The 16,054-nt window shown below is 72.0% G+C and carries 13 protein-coding genes; 10 read left to right on the top strand and 3 right to left on the bottom strand.

Annotation, left to right across the window (positions count from 1 at the left end; all coding sequences use genetic code 11):
• Positions 1 to 17: 17 nt before the first annotated feature.
• The 7 genes from GA0070616_RS03940 to polA all read left to right on the top strand — a co-directional run bounded on the left by GA0070616_RS03940 (position 18) and on the right by polA (position 9,343).
• Entirely contained in the window at positions 18 to 1,319 is a 1,302-nt protein-coding gene (locus tag GA0070616_RS03940) for a hypothetical protein (protein WP_245712644.1), read from the top strand.
• A 251-nt stretch (positions 1,320 to 1,570) separates the two neighbouring features.
• Positions 1,571 to 2,734, top strand: a complete 1,164-nt coding sequence (locus GA0070616_RS03935; protein WP_091076383.1) for a branched-chain amino acid ABC transporter substrate-binding protein — start codon at positions 1,571 to 1,573, stop codon at positions 2,732 to 2,734.
• Positions 2,735 to 2,828: 94 nt separating this feature from the next.
• On the top strand, positions 2,829 to 3,779 hold the full coding sequence (locus GA0070616_RS03930) for a branched-chain amino acid ABC transporter permease (RefSeq protein WP_091076379.1): 951 nt from the start codon (positions 2,829 to 2,831) through the stop codon (positions 3,777 to 3,779).
• On the top strand, positions 3,776 to 4,924 hold the full coding sequence (locus GA0070616_RS03925; protein ID WP_091076376.1) for a branched-chain amino acid ABC transporter permease: 1,149 nt from the start codon (positions 3,776 to 3,778) through the stop codon (positions 4,922 to 4,924). The genes GA0070616_RS03930 and GA0070616_RS03925 overlap by 4 nt, the downstream gene beginning before the upstream one ends.
• On the top strand, positions 4,921 to 5,838 hold the full coding sequence (locus GA0070616_RS03920) for an ABC transporter ATP-binding protein (RefSeq protein ID WP_175439976.1): 918 nt from the start codon (positions 4,921 to 4,923) through the stop codon (positions 5,836 to 5,838). The genes GA0070616_RS03925 and GA0070616_RS03920 overlap by 4 nt, the downstream gene beginning before the upstream one ends.
• Entirely contained in the window at positions 5,828 to 6,538 is a 711-nt protein-coding gene (locus tag GA0070616_RS03915; protein ID WP_091076372.1) for an ABC transporter ATP-binding protein, read from the top strand. Before GA0070616_RS03920 ends, GA0070616_RS03915 begins: the two co-directional genes overlap by 11 nt.
• Before the next feature lie 105 nt (positions 6,539 to 6,643).
• Positions 6,644 to 9,343, top strand: a complete 2,700-nt coding sequence (polA, locus tag GA0070616_RS03910) for a DNA polymerase I (RefSeq protein ID WP_091076369.1) — start codon at positions 6,644 to 6,646, stop codon at positions 9,341 to 9,343.
• A 20-nt stretch (positions 9,344 to 9,363) separates the two neighbouring features.
• On the opposite strand, the gene GA0070616_RS03905 is transcribed toward polA, so the two are convergent.
• Complete coding sequence (locus tag GA0070616_RS03905) at positions 9,364 to 9,711, bottom strand: DUF3140 domain-containing protein (RefSeq protein WP_091076366.1); 348 nt, start codon at positions 9,709 to 9,711, stop codon at positions 9,364 to 9,366.
• An 86-nt stretch (positions 9,712 to 9,797) separates the two neighbouring features.
• Here GA0070616_RS03905 and GA0070616_RS27960 point away from each other — a divergent pair, with 86 nt between their 5' ends.
• A complete protein-coding gene (locus tag GA0070616_RS27960) occupies positions 9,798 to 9,977 on the top strand; it encodes a hypothetical protein (protein ID WP_175439975.1) in 180 nt (59 codons plus the stop codon).
• A gap of 149 nt (positions 9,978 to 10,126) precedes the next feature.
• On the opposite strand, the gene GA0070616_RS03895 is transcribed toward GA0070616_RS27960, so the two are convergent.
• Positions 10,127 to 10,927, bottom strand: coding sequence for a class I SAM-dependent methyltransferase (locus GA0070616_RS03895; protein WP_091076364.1), 801 nt, complete (start codon positions 10,925 to 10,927; stop codon positions 10,127 to 10,129).
• A 368-nt stretch (positions 10,928 to 11,295) separates the two neighbouring features.
• On the opposite strand from GA0070616_RS03895, the gene rpsA reads away from it, so the two are divergent.
• Both rpsA and coaE read left to right on the top strand, forming a co-directional pair.
• A complete protein-coding gene (gene rpsA / locus GA0070616_RS03890) occupies positions 11,296 to 12,792 on the top strand; it encodes a 30S ribosomal protein S1 (RefSeq protein WP_091076359.1) in 1,497 nt (498 codons plus the stop codon).
• Positions 12,793 to 13,021: 229 nt separating this feature from the next.
• Positions 13,022 to 14,203, top strand: a complete 1,182-nt coding sequence (coaE, locus tag GA0070616_RS03885; RefSeq protein WP_091076355.1) for a dephospho-CoA kinase — start codon at positions 13,022 to 13,024, stop codon at positions 14,201 to 14,203.
• A 131-nt stretch (positions 14,204 to 14,334) separates the two neighbouring features.
• Here the strand turns inward: coaE and GA0070616_RS03880 are convergent, their stop codons facing one another.
• Positions 14,335 to 15,945 (bottom strand): hypothetical protein, encoded by a 1,611-nt coding sequence (locus GA0070616_RS03880; RefSeq protein ID WP_091076352.1) that lies wholly within the window; start codon positions 15,943 to 15,945, stop codon positions 14,335 to 14,337.
• Positions 15,946 to 16,054 lie beyond the last annotated feature (109 nt).

Raw genomic sequence — 16,054 nt, 5'->3', positions numbered from 1 at the left:
TCGATAGCATCGGATGGGTGCGGGCGCGACGTGCGGTGGTGGCCCTGACGGCGGTGGTCCTCTCGGGCGTGCTCGCCGCGGCCGGCTGTCGGGGCGCGTCGCCGGCGCCGGCCCCGCTGCGCCCCGCGTGGCAACCCGCCGTGCTCCCGGTGCCGCCCGGCCCGCCCGGCGTTCCCGTGGTGCGTGACGCTGCGGCGTGCATGGGCCGCTTCTACGCGGCGGGCGCGGTGCGCGACGCGGCCGGGGGCACCCGGCCGGCGCTGTGGTCCAGCGCCGACGCGGTGACCTGGTCGGCGGCTGCGGTGCGGGCGGTGTCGTTCTACGGCGCGCAGAACGTCCTGTACGCGGTGGCCTGCCGCGGCCGTTCGGTGGTCGCGGTGGGGGCGAAGTCCGGTGGCGTGCACGGCAATCCCCGGGTGAGCGCGTGGCGGGTCGCGGGTGGCGCGTTGGTGGAGGTGCCGGCGGAGTTCGAGGTGTTCGGCGGGCCCGAGGCGGTGGCCGTGTCCCGGGTGGCGGGTGCCCCGGCCGGATGGCTGGTGGCGGGCAGCCGGGTGGCGGGCGCGGCGGTCTGGTCCTGGTCGCCGCCGGACGGGGGGCCGTTGGCGGTCACGACCCCGGGCGGGACGTCGACGCCCGACCCGTCAGGTGTGCCCGGCCGGGGGGCCGCGCCGGGGGCGGGGGAACCCGGGGCGGCGGAACTGGAGCCGCCGGCCGCGCTGCCCGAACTGGCCGGGGACGGGCGGGGGCGCACGACAGCCCACGACGTCGTGGCGGTGCCGGACGGGTGGCTGGTGGTGGGGGACCTGCTGCCGCCGGACGGCACCGGTTTCCTGCCCGTGGCCTGGACATCGACGGACGGCCGTGGCTGGCGTCGCTGGCCGCTGCCGTCGGCTGGTGCGGGCGGGGCGGCCGGCGGGGACGGGGGGTCGGTTCGGCGGGTGGTGCTGGCGGGTGCCGCCGTGGTGGCGGTGGGGCCGGCGGGGGCGGGTTTCGCGGTGTGGCGGCGCGCGGCAGCCGGCTGGGAGTTGGCCGCCCGGTTCGGGGCCGCCGGCCCGGAAGGTGCCACCGGGGGTGGCGGGGTGCGGTCGGTGGTCGGGTTGGCGGCCAGGGGCGCTCGGGTGGTGGCGGCGGTGTCCGGTGACGGCGCGGCCGTGTGGTCATCGGGTGACGCGGGTTCCTCGTGGCGGCCCGTGATGGTGCCGGCGGAGCGCGACGGGGTCTCGTCGGTGGTGGTGGGTGACGATCGGCTGGTGCTGTTCGCCGACGGGGCCGACGGATTCCGTGCCTGGTCAACCGGGTTTACCAAGCTCGATTCGTAGCGGGTGAAGGTCGATTCGGTCGTTACCAACGAAACAAAGGTGCAGGAGCCTCGCGACTGACGTTTCTTACAGCGATCGTTTCCGATCCGCCACCGCGTGTAACGGTTCGATCAACCCCCCCGCCCAGGGCTTACGCCATCGCTCACGTGTGGGATAACGTCCCGGCCCAGACCGGGATCGCGGTCGGCCTGGTCCACCTCGCAGTGCTTTCGTGCGATGGGTCGGGCCATCGAACAAGGAGGGTACGAGCCGTGAGGCAGAAGCTCGCACGGGTGCTCGGTGGTGTGGCCATCAGCGCGCTCGTCATCAGTGGCGCGGCCGCTTGTAAGGCCGACAGTGGTACCGAGGGCGAAGGCAGCTCGGCCGCCTGTGACCTCAAGTTGGGTTTCTTCGGTCCGCTGACCGGCGACGCCGCGGGTCTCGGCATCCACATGCGCAACGGCACCAAGCTGGCCATCGACCAGTACAACGCGGAGAACGCCGACTGCAAGGTCAACCTGGTGGAGTACGACTCCCAGGGCGACCCGGCCAAGGCTCCGGCGCTCGCCCAGCAGGCCGTCGGCGACGCCAAGGTCGTCGGCATCGTCGGCCCGGCGTTCTCGGGTGAGTCCGAGGTCGCCGACCCGATCTTCGACCAGGCCGGTCTGCCGATCATCACCCCGTCGGCGACCCGCCCGAGCCTGAGCACCAAGGGCTGGAAGATCTTCCACCGGGGCGTCGGTAACGACACCTCCCAGGGGCCGGCCGCCGGCCGGTACATCAAGAACGTGCTGAAGGCCGAGAAGGTCTACGTCGTCGACGACCAGTCGGCGTACGGCGCGGGCCTGGTGGACGAGGTCAAGAAGGTCCTCGGCACCGTGGCCGGCGAGGACAAGATCCAGGTCAAGCAGACCAACTTCTCCGCCGTCGTCACCAAGATCATTGGCAGTGGTTCCAACGTCCTCTTCTTCGGTGGCTACTACACCGAGGCGGGCCTGCTGCTCAAGCAGCTCAAGGAGGCCGGCTGGAAGGGCACGATGGTGGCCGGTGACGGCGTCAACGACGCCAACTTCATCAAGGTCGCCGGCGACGCGGTCGCCGAGGGCACCGTCCTGACCTGCCCGTGCGCCCCGGCCACCGCGGCCAAGGGCACCTTCCTGACCGACTACAAGGCGGCGTTCAACGCCGAACCGGGCACCTACGGCGACGTGTCCTACGACATCACGAAGATCTTCCTCGAGGCCATCAAGGACGGGAAGTCCAGCCGTGAGGACATCCTCGCCTTCATCAAGGCCTACAACAAGGCCGGCACCGCCACCGGTGTGACCTACAAGTTCGGGCCCAACGGTGAGTTGGACCCGACCCAGGTCGTGGTCTGGGCCTTCAAGGTCAACGCGGGTCAGGTCGTTCCGGACATCGAGATCCCCAAGGCCTGACCGGATATCCGGTTCCGCCTAACGGGACGCCAGACGACGCGGCCGGGAGTTCTGCTCCCGGCCGCACCGTTTGGCCGCACAGTTGGAGCCCTCAGTGAACTTCGATGAGCTGATCGGGAACTTTCCCGCACTCACCATTACCGGGTTGGAGCAGGGCGCGATCTACGCGCTCGTGGCCCTCGGCTACACCCTCGTCTACGGTGTCCTCCGTCTGATCAACTTTGCCCACTCCGAGGTCTTCATGGTCGGCACCTTCGTCGGCCTGTGGACCTGGGAGGCGTTCGGTTACAACCAGAACACCGCCGCCCCCGCCTTCGGGGGGATGCTGCTCGCGGTCCTCGCCGGTCTGGGTGCCGCCGCGCTGGCCTCGGCGGCCACCGCGGTCACCGTCGAGGTGGTGGCCTACCGGCCGCTGCGCAAGCGCAACGCCCCGCCGCTGGCGTTCCTGATCACCGCCATCGGCGCGTCGTTCGTGATCGCCGAGTCGTTCGGTGTGGGCACCGAGCGGGCCCCGTTCGGCATGCCGGTGCTGATCCCCTCGGAGACGCTGTTCACGGTCTTCGGCGCCTCGGTGACCAACATCCAGGTGATGGTTCTCGGTGTCACCCTGGTGATGATGGTGGCGCTGGACCAGTTCGTGAACCGCAGCCGCCTCGGTCGCGGCATCCGGGCCGTGGCCCAGGACGCCGACACCGCCGCGCTGATGGGCGTCAACAAGGACCGGGTCATCATGCTGGTCTTCGTCCTCGGCGGTCTCATGGCCGGCGTGGCGGCCCTGCTGTGGAACCTCCGGTACGGCTACACCAAGTTCAACGTCGGCTTCCTCATCGGGTTGAAGGCGTTCTCGGCGGCGGTGCTCGGCGGGATCGGTAACCTGCGCGGGGCGTTGCTCGGCGGGCTGCTGCTGGGCATCGCGGAGAACTACGCCGCCGGCCTGTTCGGCGGCGACTGGAAGGACTTCACCGGCTTCGTGCTGCTGGTCATCCTCCTGATGTTCCGGCCGACCGGTCTGCTCGGTGAGTCGCTGGGGAGGGCACGCGCATGAGCGTCACCGCGAACAAGGGACGCTTGTCCCAGTTCAAGCAGCGTTGGGCGAACATGCCCCGGCAGGTCCGCTGGGCCGGCCTGGCAGCGCTGGTCGTCTTCCTCTACATCCTGCCCAACCGCTGGTTCTACGAGTACCTGGGCTTTCCGATCGGCAGCGAGTACTTCGCGTTCTACACCACCCGGTCGGACTTCGCGGCGGTGCTGTTCGACACCGCGGTGTTCGTGCTGCTGGCCGTCGGCCTGAACGTGGTGGTCGGCTTCACCGGCCTGCTCGACCTGGGCTACTTCGGCTTCTACGCGATCGGCGCGTACACGGTGGCGCTGCTGACCTCGCCGGAGAGCCGACTCGACCTGACCTGGCCGTGGCTGGCGGCGGTGCCGGTGGCGATCGCCGTGACGATGGTCTCGGGTGTCATCCTGGGTACCCCGACCCTGCGGCTGCGGGGCGACTACCTGGCGATCGTGACGCTCGGCTTCGCCGAGATGATCCGGCTCTACGCCGCCCGCAACGAGGGCCTGTTGCAGGGCCAGCGGGGCATCCCCGAGGTGGCGCACCCGCCGGGCACGGGCTCGGACGGCCAGCCGCTGTTCAGCGTGGTGGACTCCAAGCCGTACTACTGGCTGATCCTCACGGTGATCATCCTGGTCATCTTCCTGATGCGGAACCTGGAGCACAGCCGGGTCGGCCGGGCCTGGGTGGCGATCCGTGAGGACGAGGACGCCGCCGAGATCATGGGTGTGCCGACGTTCAAGTACAAGCTCTGGGCGTTCGCCATCGGTGCGGCGGTGGGTGGTCTGACCGGCGCGATCTTCGCCGGCAAGCAGACCTTCATCAACTCCGACAGCTTCCTGCTGGAAAGTTCGATCCTGGTGCTCGCCGCGGTGATCCTCGGTGGCGCGGGCGGCATCAAGGGTGCCATCGTGGGTGGTGCGCTCACCTGGTATCTGCCGGAGTGGTTCCGGGGGTTCGGTGGGATCATCGGTCTGGAGATCGACACCGCCGAGTACCGCATCCTGATCTTCGGCCTGGTGGTCATCGTGATGATGATCTTCCGCCCGCAGGGGCTGGTGCCGAACAGGCGGCGGGCGGCCGAGTTCGCCGACCGGCGCAAGGAAGCGGTTGCAGGAGACGGTGCCCAATGAGTGAGCCGAAGATGAACACCGAGCGGGACGAGAGCAGCGACCGCGACATCGTGGCCGACGGCCGGAGCACGGTGGGCGTGCCGCCCGAGCCGCCGTCCGGCCCCGCCGAGGCGCATCGGGCACCGGTGGACCCGGCCGGCCGGGAGCCGCTGCTGGAGGTCGACCACGTCACGCTGCGCTTCGGCGGCGTGGTCGCACTCAACGACGTCACCTTCACCCTGTACAAGGGGGAGATCCTGGGGCTGATCGGCCCCAACGGCGCCGGCAAGACCACCTGCTTCAACGCCATGACCGGCGTCTACCGCCCCACCGAGGGCGAGATCCGGTTCAAGGGGGAGCGGGTCAGCGGCCGGCGCCGGTCGTGGATCACCAAGGCGGGCATCGCGCGGACGTTCCAGAACATCCGGCTCTTCCCGGAGATGACCGCGCTGGAGAACGTGATGGTGGGCGCGGACGCCCACCACAAGACCAGCGTCATCTCCGCCATGCTGCGGCTGCCGAGGCACTGGAAGGAGGAGCGGCACGGCCGGGACAAGGCCCACGAACTGCTGCGTTTCGTCGGCATCGAGCGGCGCGTCAACGACCTGGCCCGCAACCTGTCGTACGGCGAGCAGCGGCGGCTGGAGATCGCGCGGGCCCTGGCGACGGATCCGACCCTGCTCTGCCTGGACGAGCCGGCCGCCGGCTTCACCCCGGCGGAGAAGGAGGAACTGCTCGTCCTCATCCGCAAGATCCGGGACAGCGGCACCACCGTGCTGCTCATCGAACACGACATGCGACTGGTCATGGGCGTCACCGACCGGATCGTGGTGCTGGAGTTCGGCGAGAAGATCGCCGACGGGCTGCCCGCGGACGTCCGCGAGAACCCGCACGTGATCGCCGCCTACCTGGGGGTGCCGACCGATGCTGCTTGAGATCAAGGACCTGACCCTGCTCTACGGGCGCATCCAGGCCCTGCACGGGATCAGCCTGGTCGTCAACGAGGGCGAGGTGGTGGCGCTGATCGGTGCGAACGGCGCCGGCAAGACCACCACCATGCGGGCGATCTCCGGGCTGCGGCCGGTGGCCTCGGGCTCCATCGTCTTCGACGGCACCGACATCACCCGGATGCGCGCCGATCTGCGTGTCATCAGGGGTATCGGCCAGGCGCCCGAGGGGCGGGGCGTGTTCCCCGGCATGACGGTGCTGGAGAACCTGGAGATGGGGGCCTACACCCGCCGGGACCGCTCGGAGATCGCCAAGGACATGGCGATGGTGCTGGACCTGTTCCCCCGGCTGGCCGAGCGCCGCAAGCAGGCCGGTGGCACCCTCTCCGGCGGCGAACAGCAGATGCTCGCGGTCGGTCGGGCCCTGATGGCCCGGCCGCGGCTGCTGCTGCTCGACGAGCCGTCGATGGGGCTCGCGCCCAAGCTGATCCAGCAGATCTTCGAGATCATCACACGGATCAACGAGCAGGGCACGACCATCCTGCTGGTGGAGCAGAACGCCCAGCAGGCCCTCGCCCGGGCCCACCGGGGCTACGTGCTGGAGACCGGCTCGATCGTCAAGGAGGGCACCGGCCAGGCCCTGCTGCACGACCCGGCGGTCAAGGAGGCGTACCTCGGCGTGGCGTGACCCGCGTCGCGGACCGGCCGGTGGGTGGAAACCCACCGGCCGGTTCCGTTGCCGACGGTCACGTCGAGGCGAAGACTGTCGGGCGTACGGACTAGAGTCGCTGCCGTGACAGCTACGACCCCACGCCTGCTTCTTGTCGACGGACACTCCCTGGCATACCGGGCGTTCTTCGCCCTGCCGGTGGAGAACTTCTCCACCACGACCGGGCAGCCGACCAACGCGGTCTACGGCTTCACCTCGATGCTGATCAACGTGCTGCGCGACGAGCAGCCCAGCCACATCGTCGTCGCCTTCGACGTCTCCCGCCGGTCCTTCCGCACGGAGAAGTACGCGGAGTACAAGGCGGGCCGCAGCGAGACCCCGGCCGACTTCAAGGGGCAGGTCAGCCTGGTCAAGGAGGTCCTCGCCGCGCTGCGCGTGCCGGTGGTCGAGAAGGAGGGCTACGAGGCCGACGACATCATCGCCACGCTGGCCTGCCAGGCCCGTGACCAGGGCATGTCGGTGCTGATCAGCACCGGCGACCGGGACGCCTTCCAACTCGTCGGCGAGCAGATCACCGTGCTCTACCCGCGCAAGGGCGTGTCCGACCTGGCCCGGATGGACCCGGCGGCGATCGAGGCGAAGTACGGCGTGCCCCCCGAGCGCTACCGCGACCTGGCCGCCCTCGTCGGCGAGACCAGCGACAACCTGCCCGGGATTCCCGGCGTCGGCCCGAAGACGGCCGCCAAGTGGATCACCACCTACGGCGGGGTCGACGGCGTCGTCGCCCGGGCCGACGAGATCAAGGGCAAGGCCGGCGACAGCCTGCGCGAGCGACTGGCCGACGTGATCCGGAACTACGAGATCAACTGCCTGGTCGCCGACCTGGACCTGCCGATCCGTCCCGAGGACGCCCGCTGGCAGGGCTGGGACCGCGAGGCGGTGCACCAGGTCTTCGACACCCTCCAGTTCCGCATCCTGCGCGACCGGCTCTACCAGTACCTGGAGGCCGTCGAGCCGGAGGCCGAGGCCGGCTTCGACCTGGCCGGCGAGGTGCTCGCCGCACCCGGTGCCCTGGCCGGCTGGCTGGAGACACACGCCCCCGCCGGCACCCCGGTGGGCGTCGCCGTCAAGCTCGACACCGGCCCGAACCGCCGGCACACCGCCACCGTCACCGGCATGGCCCTGGCCACCGCCGACGGCGCGGCTGCCTGGTTCGACCCGGCGAGCCTGGAACCGGCCGACGACGGCGCGCTCGCGGGCTGGCTGGCCGACGCCGCCCGGCCCAAGGTGCTGCACGACAGCAAGCCCGCCGTACTGGCCTTCGCCGCGCACGGCTGGACGCTGGACGGCATCGCCCGCGACACCCAGATCGCGGCCTACCTGGCCCGTCCCGACCAGCGGTCCTACGACCTGACCGACCTGGCCCTGCGATACCTGCACCGCGAACTTCGGGTCGACGTCCCCGAGACCGGCCAGCTGACCCTCGCCGGGCTCGGCGACGACGGCGAAGTCGAACAGAACCTGATGCTCCAGGCCAGGGCCACTCTCGACCTGGCCGACGCGATCGACGCCGAGCTCTCCCGCGACGGCGAGCAGTCGGCGCGGCTGATGGCCGGGGTGGAGTTGCCGCTGATGCGGGTGCTCGCCGACATGGAGCGCATCGGCATCGCCGCCGACACGACCTACCTGTCGGAACTGGAGGCGCACTTCGCCGCCGAGGTGAAGGCCGCCGCGCAGGGCGCGTACGCCGCGGTGGGGCGCGAGTTCAACCTGGGCTCGCCCAAGCAGCTCCAGGAGATCCTGTTCGGCGAGCTGAACCTGCCGAAGACGAAGAAGATCAAGACCGGGTACACGACCGACGCCGACGCGTTGCAGTGGCTCCACGGGCAGAACCCGCATCCGGTCCTGGAGCACCTGCTGCGCCACCGCGACGTGGCCAAGCTGAAGTCCACCGTCGACGGTCTGCTGAAGTCCGTCTCCGACGACGGTCGCATCCACACGACCTTCAACCAGACGGTGGCGGCCACCGGCCGGCTCTCCTCCACCGAGCCCAACCTGCAGAACATCCCGATCCGCACCGAGGAGGGGCGGCGCATCCGCCGCGCCTTCGTGGTGGGGGAGGGCTACGAGTGCCTGCTCACCGCCGACTACAGCCAGATCGAGATGCGGATCATGGCGCACCTGTCGTCCGACGCGGCGCTGATCGAGGCGTTCAACTCCGGCCACGACTTCCACGCCGCCACCGCCTCGTCGGTGTTCGCCGTGCCGGTCACCGACGTCACCGCCGACCAGCGGCGCAAGATCAAGGCGATGAACTACGGCCTGGCGTACGGGCTGAGCGCCTTCGGCCTGTCCCAGCAGCTCGGCATCACCGCCGAGGAGGCGCGCGGGCTGATGGAGAACTACTTCGCCGGCTTCGGCGGCGTACGCGACTACCTCCAGGAGGTGGTCGCCCGCGCCCGGCAGGACGGCTACACCTCCACCGTCCTCGGCCGGCGGCGCTACCTGCCCGACCTGGTCAGCGACAACCGGCAGCGCCGGGAGATGGCCGAGCGGATGGCGCTCAACGCCCCCATCCAGGGGTCGGCGGCCGACATCATCAAGGTCGCCATGCTGCACGTCGACACCGCGCTGCGCGACGCCGGGCTGCGGTCGCGGATGCTGTTGCAGGTGCACGACGAACTGGTCTTCGAGGTCGCCCCGGGCGAGCGGGAGACCCTGGAGGCCCTGGTGCGCCGGGAGATGGGCGGGGCCTATCCGCTGTCGGTGCCGCTGGAGGTGTCGGTCGGCGAAGGCCGAGACTGGAACAGCGCGGACCACTGACCGTCCGGCGGCGCTGGTTGTCAGCTCTTGAGCGGGTCGTGGCCCCAGTTCATCAGCGACCAGCGCCACTTCGTGTCGCGGACGTCGCCGGACGGGCGCTGCGCCAGGTGCCGGTGCACGTAGCCGACCACCTTGCGCATGTGGGAATAGTCGGCGGCGGAGAGCTCGCCGCGCTTGCGCCGGAGCAGCTCGATGATCCGGCGGCCGGACTCGTGGCCGACCGACTCGCCGCCGCCGGACCGGCCGCCCTTGTGCCACCCGACCTGCTTGGACTCGTCGGTCTCCAGCCACGTCGACAGCTCGCCGGGCTTCATGTTCACCGCCTCGGTGAACTCCCGGTAGATTCCCTGCTCGTCGTCAGCCTTCATGGCGCAGCGCTCCCGGACGGTGGGCGACGCCCCGGCCCTCACGGTGGAACTCCTCGTCGGCCATGCCGCCCGGTTACCCGCCCCCGATGACCGGAAACGACTCCCGCTACGGGGTGATCTCGGCGGTCGGCAGCCTGATGTCGAACGGCTCGGTCAGCTCGACCAGGTCCGCCGCTGTCGACCGCCAGCTCGTGCTGCCCGCTCACCACCCGGCGGGTGCCCGGCGGGACGATCTCGACGGCCAGGACGACGTCCGCGGGCCGTAGCGCAGCCACAGGCTCAGCAGCGACGAGATGTCCTGGTGGCCCAGGGTGGGGGAGGGCGTCACCTGGATGGCTCCGTCGACGAGTTCGACGCGGGAGGTGTGACCCGCCACCTGTCGGGTCCGGGTTGGTGCGTCCCTCGGGCGGACCGCTCACGTCTTCTCGGCCACGAAGATGGCGGTGCCGGGGAACAGCCGCCCGCGCAGCGGGCTCCACTGCCCCCAGATCCCCTCGTGCCCCGCCGGCCACTCCGGTTCCACCAGGTTCGTGAGGCGGAAGCCGGCAGCGACGAGTTCGCCGATCCGGTCGCCCAGGGTGCGGTGCTGCTCGACGTACGTGGCCTCGCCGTGCTCGTCCTGCTCGACGTAGGGGGAGCGGTCGAAGTAGGAGTGCACGGCGGTCAGCCCGCCCACACCGGGGTCGTCGAGGAAGATCCAGCGCATCGGGTGGGTCACCGAGAACACCCACCGCCCGCCGGGGCGCAGCACGCGGTGCACCTCGCGCATCAGCGCCGCCGAGTCGGCGACGAACGGGACCGCGCCGAACGCCGTGCAGGCCGTGTCGAAGGCCGCGTCGGCGAACGGCAGCGCGAGGGCGTCGGCCTGCGCCAGCGGCACGCGTACCCCGGTGCGGTCGGCGGCGAGGGCGGCGTGGCGCAACATGCCGGCGGACAGGTCGACGGCGACCGGTCTGGCCCCCTGGGTCGCCAGCCAGCGGGCACAGGACGCGGCGCCGCAGCCCAGTTCCAGCACCCGCCGCCCGGTCAGCTCTCCGAGCAGGCGCGCGTCGGCCTCGCGGACGCCCTCGGGGCACCAGACGAAGTCGAGGTCGCCCAGGAAGTCGCCGTGTTCCGCCTGGTAGGCATCCGCGTCGGCGTCCCACCAGCGGCGGTTGGCCCGGCGCGCCTCGGCGTCGTCGACCCCGCGCCGGGTCACCCGCTCCTCTGCGTCCACCCGTTCACGCTAGGCCCCACGCCCTCCGGTGGGCACGGCGGCCCGCCGGGGCGGACCAGCCGGCGGTGACGATGGTCGCTGGGGTTGTTGTGACGTGGGTGATAGTCGGGGCGAAATCTCCGCTTTCGCAGGTGGCGCGGTGGCGACGAGCCGGGAGGCCTTGCACGCTGTGGTAATGCAGCGGGTAGGGTAGAGGATGCGCTCGCGGATCGTGTGCCTCGGCAGGGAGCAGGTGCGCGGTCGACGGAGCACATCGTGATCTCTTCCAGCGATCTCCTGGTGTGCCGGTCGGCGGGTCCGCTGGCGCGAACAGGTCACTGCGACACCAGCCTGCTGTGACAACCCATCCGACCGGAGCAACCGCCCACATGACGAGCAGCATCGAGGCCCCCTCGAGCGCCACCCGGGTCACCCACGACGATCTCGGTTCCGAGGAGGCTTTCCTCGCCGCGATCGACGAGACCATCAAGTACTTCAATGACGGCGACATTGTCGAAGGCACCGTCGTCAAGGTCGATCGGGACGAGGTCCTGCTCGACATCGGCTACAAGACCGAGGGTGTCATCCCCTCTCGGGAGTTGTCGATCAAGCACGACGTGGATCCCGCCGAGGTTGTCTCGGTCGGTGACCACATCGAGGCCCTGGTCCTCCAGAAGGAGGACAAAGAGGGTCGGCTGATCCTCTCGAAGAAGCGGGCGCAGTACGAGCGGGCCTGGGGCACGATCGAGAAGATCAAGGACGAGGACGGCGTCGTCCGCGGTTCGGTCATCGAGGTGGTCAAGGGTGGCCTCATCCTCGACATCGGGCTGCGCGGCTTCCTGCCCGCCTCCCTGGTCGAGATGCGCCGCGTGCGGGACCTGCAGCCGTACGTCGGCCGGGAGCTCGAAGCCAAGATCATCGAGCTGGACAAGAACCGCAACAACGTGGTCCTGTCCCGCCGGGCCTGGCTCGAGCAGACGCAGTCCGAGGTGCGCACCGAGTTCCTCAACAAGCTCCAGAAGGGGCAGGTCCGCAAGGGCGTCGTCTCCTCGATCGTCAACTTCGGCGCGTTCGTCGACCTGGGTGGCGTGGACGGCCTGGTGCACGTCTCCGAGCTGTCCTGGAAGCACATCGACCACCCGTCCGAGGTCGTCGAGGTCGGCCAGGAGGTCGAGGTCGAGGTCCTGGACGTCGACCTGGACCGCGAGCGGGTCTCGCTGTCGCTGAAGGCGACCCAGGAAGACCCGTGGCGGCAGTTCGCCCGCACCCACGCGATCCAGCAGATCGTGCCGGGTAAGGTCACCAAGCTGGTGCCGTTCGGTGCGTTCGTCCGGGTCGACGACGGCATCGAGGGCCTGGTCCACATCTCCGAGCTGGCCGAGCGTCACGTGGAGATCCCGGAGCAGGTCGTCCAGGTCGGCTCCGAGGTCATGGTCAAGGTCATCGACATCGACCTGGAGCGCCGTCGGATCTCGCTGTCGCTCAAGCAGGCCAACGAGGGCTTCGTCGAGGGCGAGGAGCACTTCGACCCGACCCTCTACGGCATGGCCGCGACCTACGACAACGAGGGCAACTACATCTACCCGGAGGGCTTCGACCCGGAGACGGGCGAGTGGCTCGAGGGGTACGACAAGCAGCGCGAGACCTGGGAGAACCAGTACGCGGAGGCGCGTCAGCGCTGGGAGGCCCACACCAAGCAGGTGCAGACCTCCCGCGCCGCCGAGGCCGAGGCCGCCGCGAACCCGGCTCCGGCCCCGACCGCTGGTGGCACCACCACCTCCTCGACCAGCGCGGCCCCGAGCCGCCAGGCCGAGGAGCCGGCCGGCACCCTGGCCACCGACGAGGCGCTCGCCGCTCTGCGGGAGAAGCTCGCCGGCGGTAAGTGACCCGCTGACGACGAGGGCCCCGTCCCCCGCGATCCGGTACGCCGGGCCGCCGGGGGCGGGGCCCTCGCCTGTTGCGGTCGGGCCGCCGCGGCGCGCACGGGTGCCTTGTGGACGCCGCCCTCGCCTGTTGCGGCCGCGGCGCGCACCGGTGCCCCGTGGACCCCGCCCCGGAATCGGGCCGTAGCGGCCCGGGTTTGGCGTCGCGCCGATGATCCGGTTGACTGGTGCGGTGCTGAGGGTGGGATTGACCGGAGGAATCGGATCCGGCAAGAGTTCCGTGGCCAGCCGGTTGGTGCAGCGGGGCGCGGTGCTCATCGACTCCGACCGCCTCGCCCGCGAGGTCGTCGCGCCCGGCACCGACGGGCTGGCCGAGATCGTCGCCGCGTTCTCCGACCGGGTGCTCGACGCCGACGGCGCCCTCGACCGGGCCGCCCTCGGCGCGCTGGTCTTCGACGACGAGGCCGCGCGCCGCCAGCTGGAGGCGATCACCCATCCCCGCGTCCGGGCCCGCGCCGCCGAACTGGCCGCCGGGGCGGCCCCCGATGCGATCGTCGTCAACGACGTCCCGCTGCTGGTCGAGGTGGGGCTCGCCCCGACGTACCACCTCGTGGTCGTGGTGCAGACGGAGGTGGCGACCCGGCTGGAACGGCTGACGCGGAGCCGGGGGATGAGCCGTGCGGAGGCCGAGCGGCGCATCGCCGCGCAGGCCGACGACGAGCGCCGGCGGGCCGCCGCGGACGTGGTGCTGACCAACGACGCCGAACTGGCGGACCTGCACGGGTCGGTCGACGCGCTGTGGCACGACCGGCTGGTGCCCTACGAGGTCAACCTGCGGCAGCGGCGGGCCGTCCGGCCGGCGCGGGTCGCGTTGGCCGAGGCCGACCCGACGTGGCCGCAGCAGTACGCCCGGCTGGCGGCCCGGATCCGCCACGCGGTCACCCCGGCGGACCTGCGGCTCGACCACATCGGATCCACCGCCGTACCGGGCCTCGCGGCCAAGGACGTCATCGACATCCAGCTCGGCGTGCCGTCGCTGGCGGACGCCGACGGGCCGCTGGCCGAGCGCCTGGCCGACGCGGGCTTCCCCCGGCTGCCCGGCGAGTGGTGGGACAGCCCCCGACCGGCCGGCAGCGGCCGGTGGGAGAAGCGGCTGCACGGCAGCGCGGACCCGGCCCGCCCGGTCAACCTGCACATCCGCGAGACGGGCTCACCTGGCTGGCGGTACGCCCTGATGATGCGTGACCACCTGCGGGCCGACCCGGACCAGCGGGCCGCGTACCTGGTGTTCAAACGGGAACTGGCCGCCGCGGCACCGGACGTCGCGACGTACACGACCGCCAAGGACCCGTGGTTCGACGAGGAGCACCACCGGGCCGAGGAGTGGGCCGCGCGGACCGGTTGGCGGCCCTGACGGCGCCCCGGATTCCGTCCGGATGGCGGCCCTGACGGCGCCCGGATTCCGTGCGCGGCGGCCGGCCGGCCTTGTCGGCCCGCGGCACGGTGCCGGCTGGTCCCGTCGACCCGCGGCAGCGTGCCGGCCGGTCAGCGTCCCGGCAGGTCGGGCACCCGCCCGGGGTGGAGGTCGAGTTGCGCCCAGGCCCCCGCCGGGGTGCGGGTCTCCACCCGGCGGAGCAGGCCGGCCCGGTCGATCCACCAGCGCATGGTCGCGTCGGCGACGCGGGACTCGACCACGTCGACCGTGGTGCCGCCGAGCCCGTCCCCGCGCAGCCGCCGTACCCCGCCCCGCGGTCCGTCCACCGCGGCCCGCAGCGCCGCGTCGACCAGGGGGACGAGCGCCTCCGTCGGGTGGGAGCCCGACCGCCAGCCGGTCCTGGGTGCCGGCAAGGGCGGGGGACCGGGTGTCTCGGGGGTGCCGGCCCCGGGGCCGTCCGCCCGCCGTGTCACGCCCTCCCGGCCGTGGCGCACCAGCGTACGGGTCTGCGGTTCGGCGAGGTCGGCGACGCTGAGGTAGGCCCGGCCGGCGCGCCAGTCCAGCCAGCCGGCGCCGCGCAGGTTCGTCCCCAGGGGAGCCGTCAGGGTGACGGTGGCGCCCCGGGCCGCGCGCAGCCGGGCGGGCAGTCGACGGATCCGGTCCCGTTCGGCGGCGGTGAGGGCGCGGGGCAGCCCGGGTCGGCCGCCGAGACCGTCGACCGGGCGCAGGGTGGGCCGGTTGGCGCGGTCGAGGTGCACGGACACCGGCCCCATCCCGGGCAGCCGGGTCTCCAGCCGGTGCAGCCGGGCCGCCTCGTCGACCCAGTGGCGGGCGGTGGCGCCGGCAGCCGCCGGGGCGGGGGCCTCCAGGACGTCGACGGGTTGCCCGGCCACGGTCTCCCGTCCCACCCAGCGGCCGCCGTCCGTCGCGCCGGACGGGTCGGGCCGGTCGGCGGCGAGCGCGAACACCAGGGCGAGCAGGGCGTCGAGGTCATGGCTGTCGGGCAGCCGCCACCGGTCGGTCGGTGGGACGAGCGGAGGTTCGGCCGGCGTGGGCACGGCGCCGGGGTCGGGGCGTACGAGCACCACCCGCGGGGTGGCCTGCACCAGCCCTCGGATCGGGCCCGCACCGGGGCCGCCCACGTCGACGTAGACCAGCGGACGCGCCCAGTCGACCCAGCCGACGACGTCGGTGCGGTCGGCGCCGGTGCCGGCCGTCACCCGCAGCCCTGCCCGCAGGTCCCGGAAGTTGGTCACGCGTACCGCGGCGAGCCGGTCCCGCTCGGCGGCGGTGAGGTTCCGCGGCGGCGGGGTCTCCTCCGGGGCCCACCCGACGAGCCCGACGACGAGCGCGGTGGCGGAGGCGACGGCGACGCCGGCGAGGACGGCCAGCAGGAGGCGGCGTCGACCACGGAGGTTGGCCCGCTCCGGTCCAGGATCGGCGTCGTCGTCGGCGGGGTCGCCGGCTGCCGGAACCGGATCGGGTCCGTGCAGCCCGAGCACGGTGGCCGGGTCGCCGAGGCCGAGGCCCAGCGCGGCCGGCGGGGCGGTGCCGGCGCGGTGCCGGCGCGGCCGGCGGGGACCGGCGCTGCCGGCGCGGCGGGGCCGGCGGGTCCGGTCGGCAGGCGGGGCTCCGGTGACGTCGGGGACCGGCCCGGCGTCACCCGGCTCCCGGGCCGGGGGGACGTCACGGTGCTCGGGTGCCGGGCGCGAGGTGTCCACGGCTAGTTGAACGGTTGGGAGAGCAGGGAGTGACGAGCAGGGGCGCTCGCGGCGGCCGGTCAGCGCGCGAGCGCGACCACGTCGGGTGCGCACGCCGGAGAACCGGGTG

It is taken from the genome of Micromonospora nigra (assembly GCF_900091585.1).
GTDB lineage: Bacteria > Actinomycetota > Actinomycetes > Mycobacteriales > Micromonosporaceae > Micromonospora > Micromonospora nigra.
Note: the sequence above shows the minus strand (reverse complement) of the source record. Positions and strands in the feature narration are given on the sequence as shown.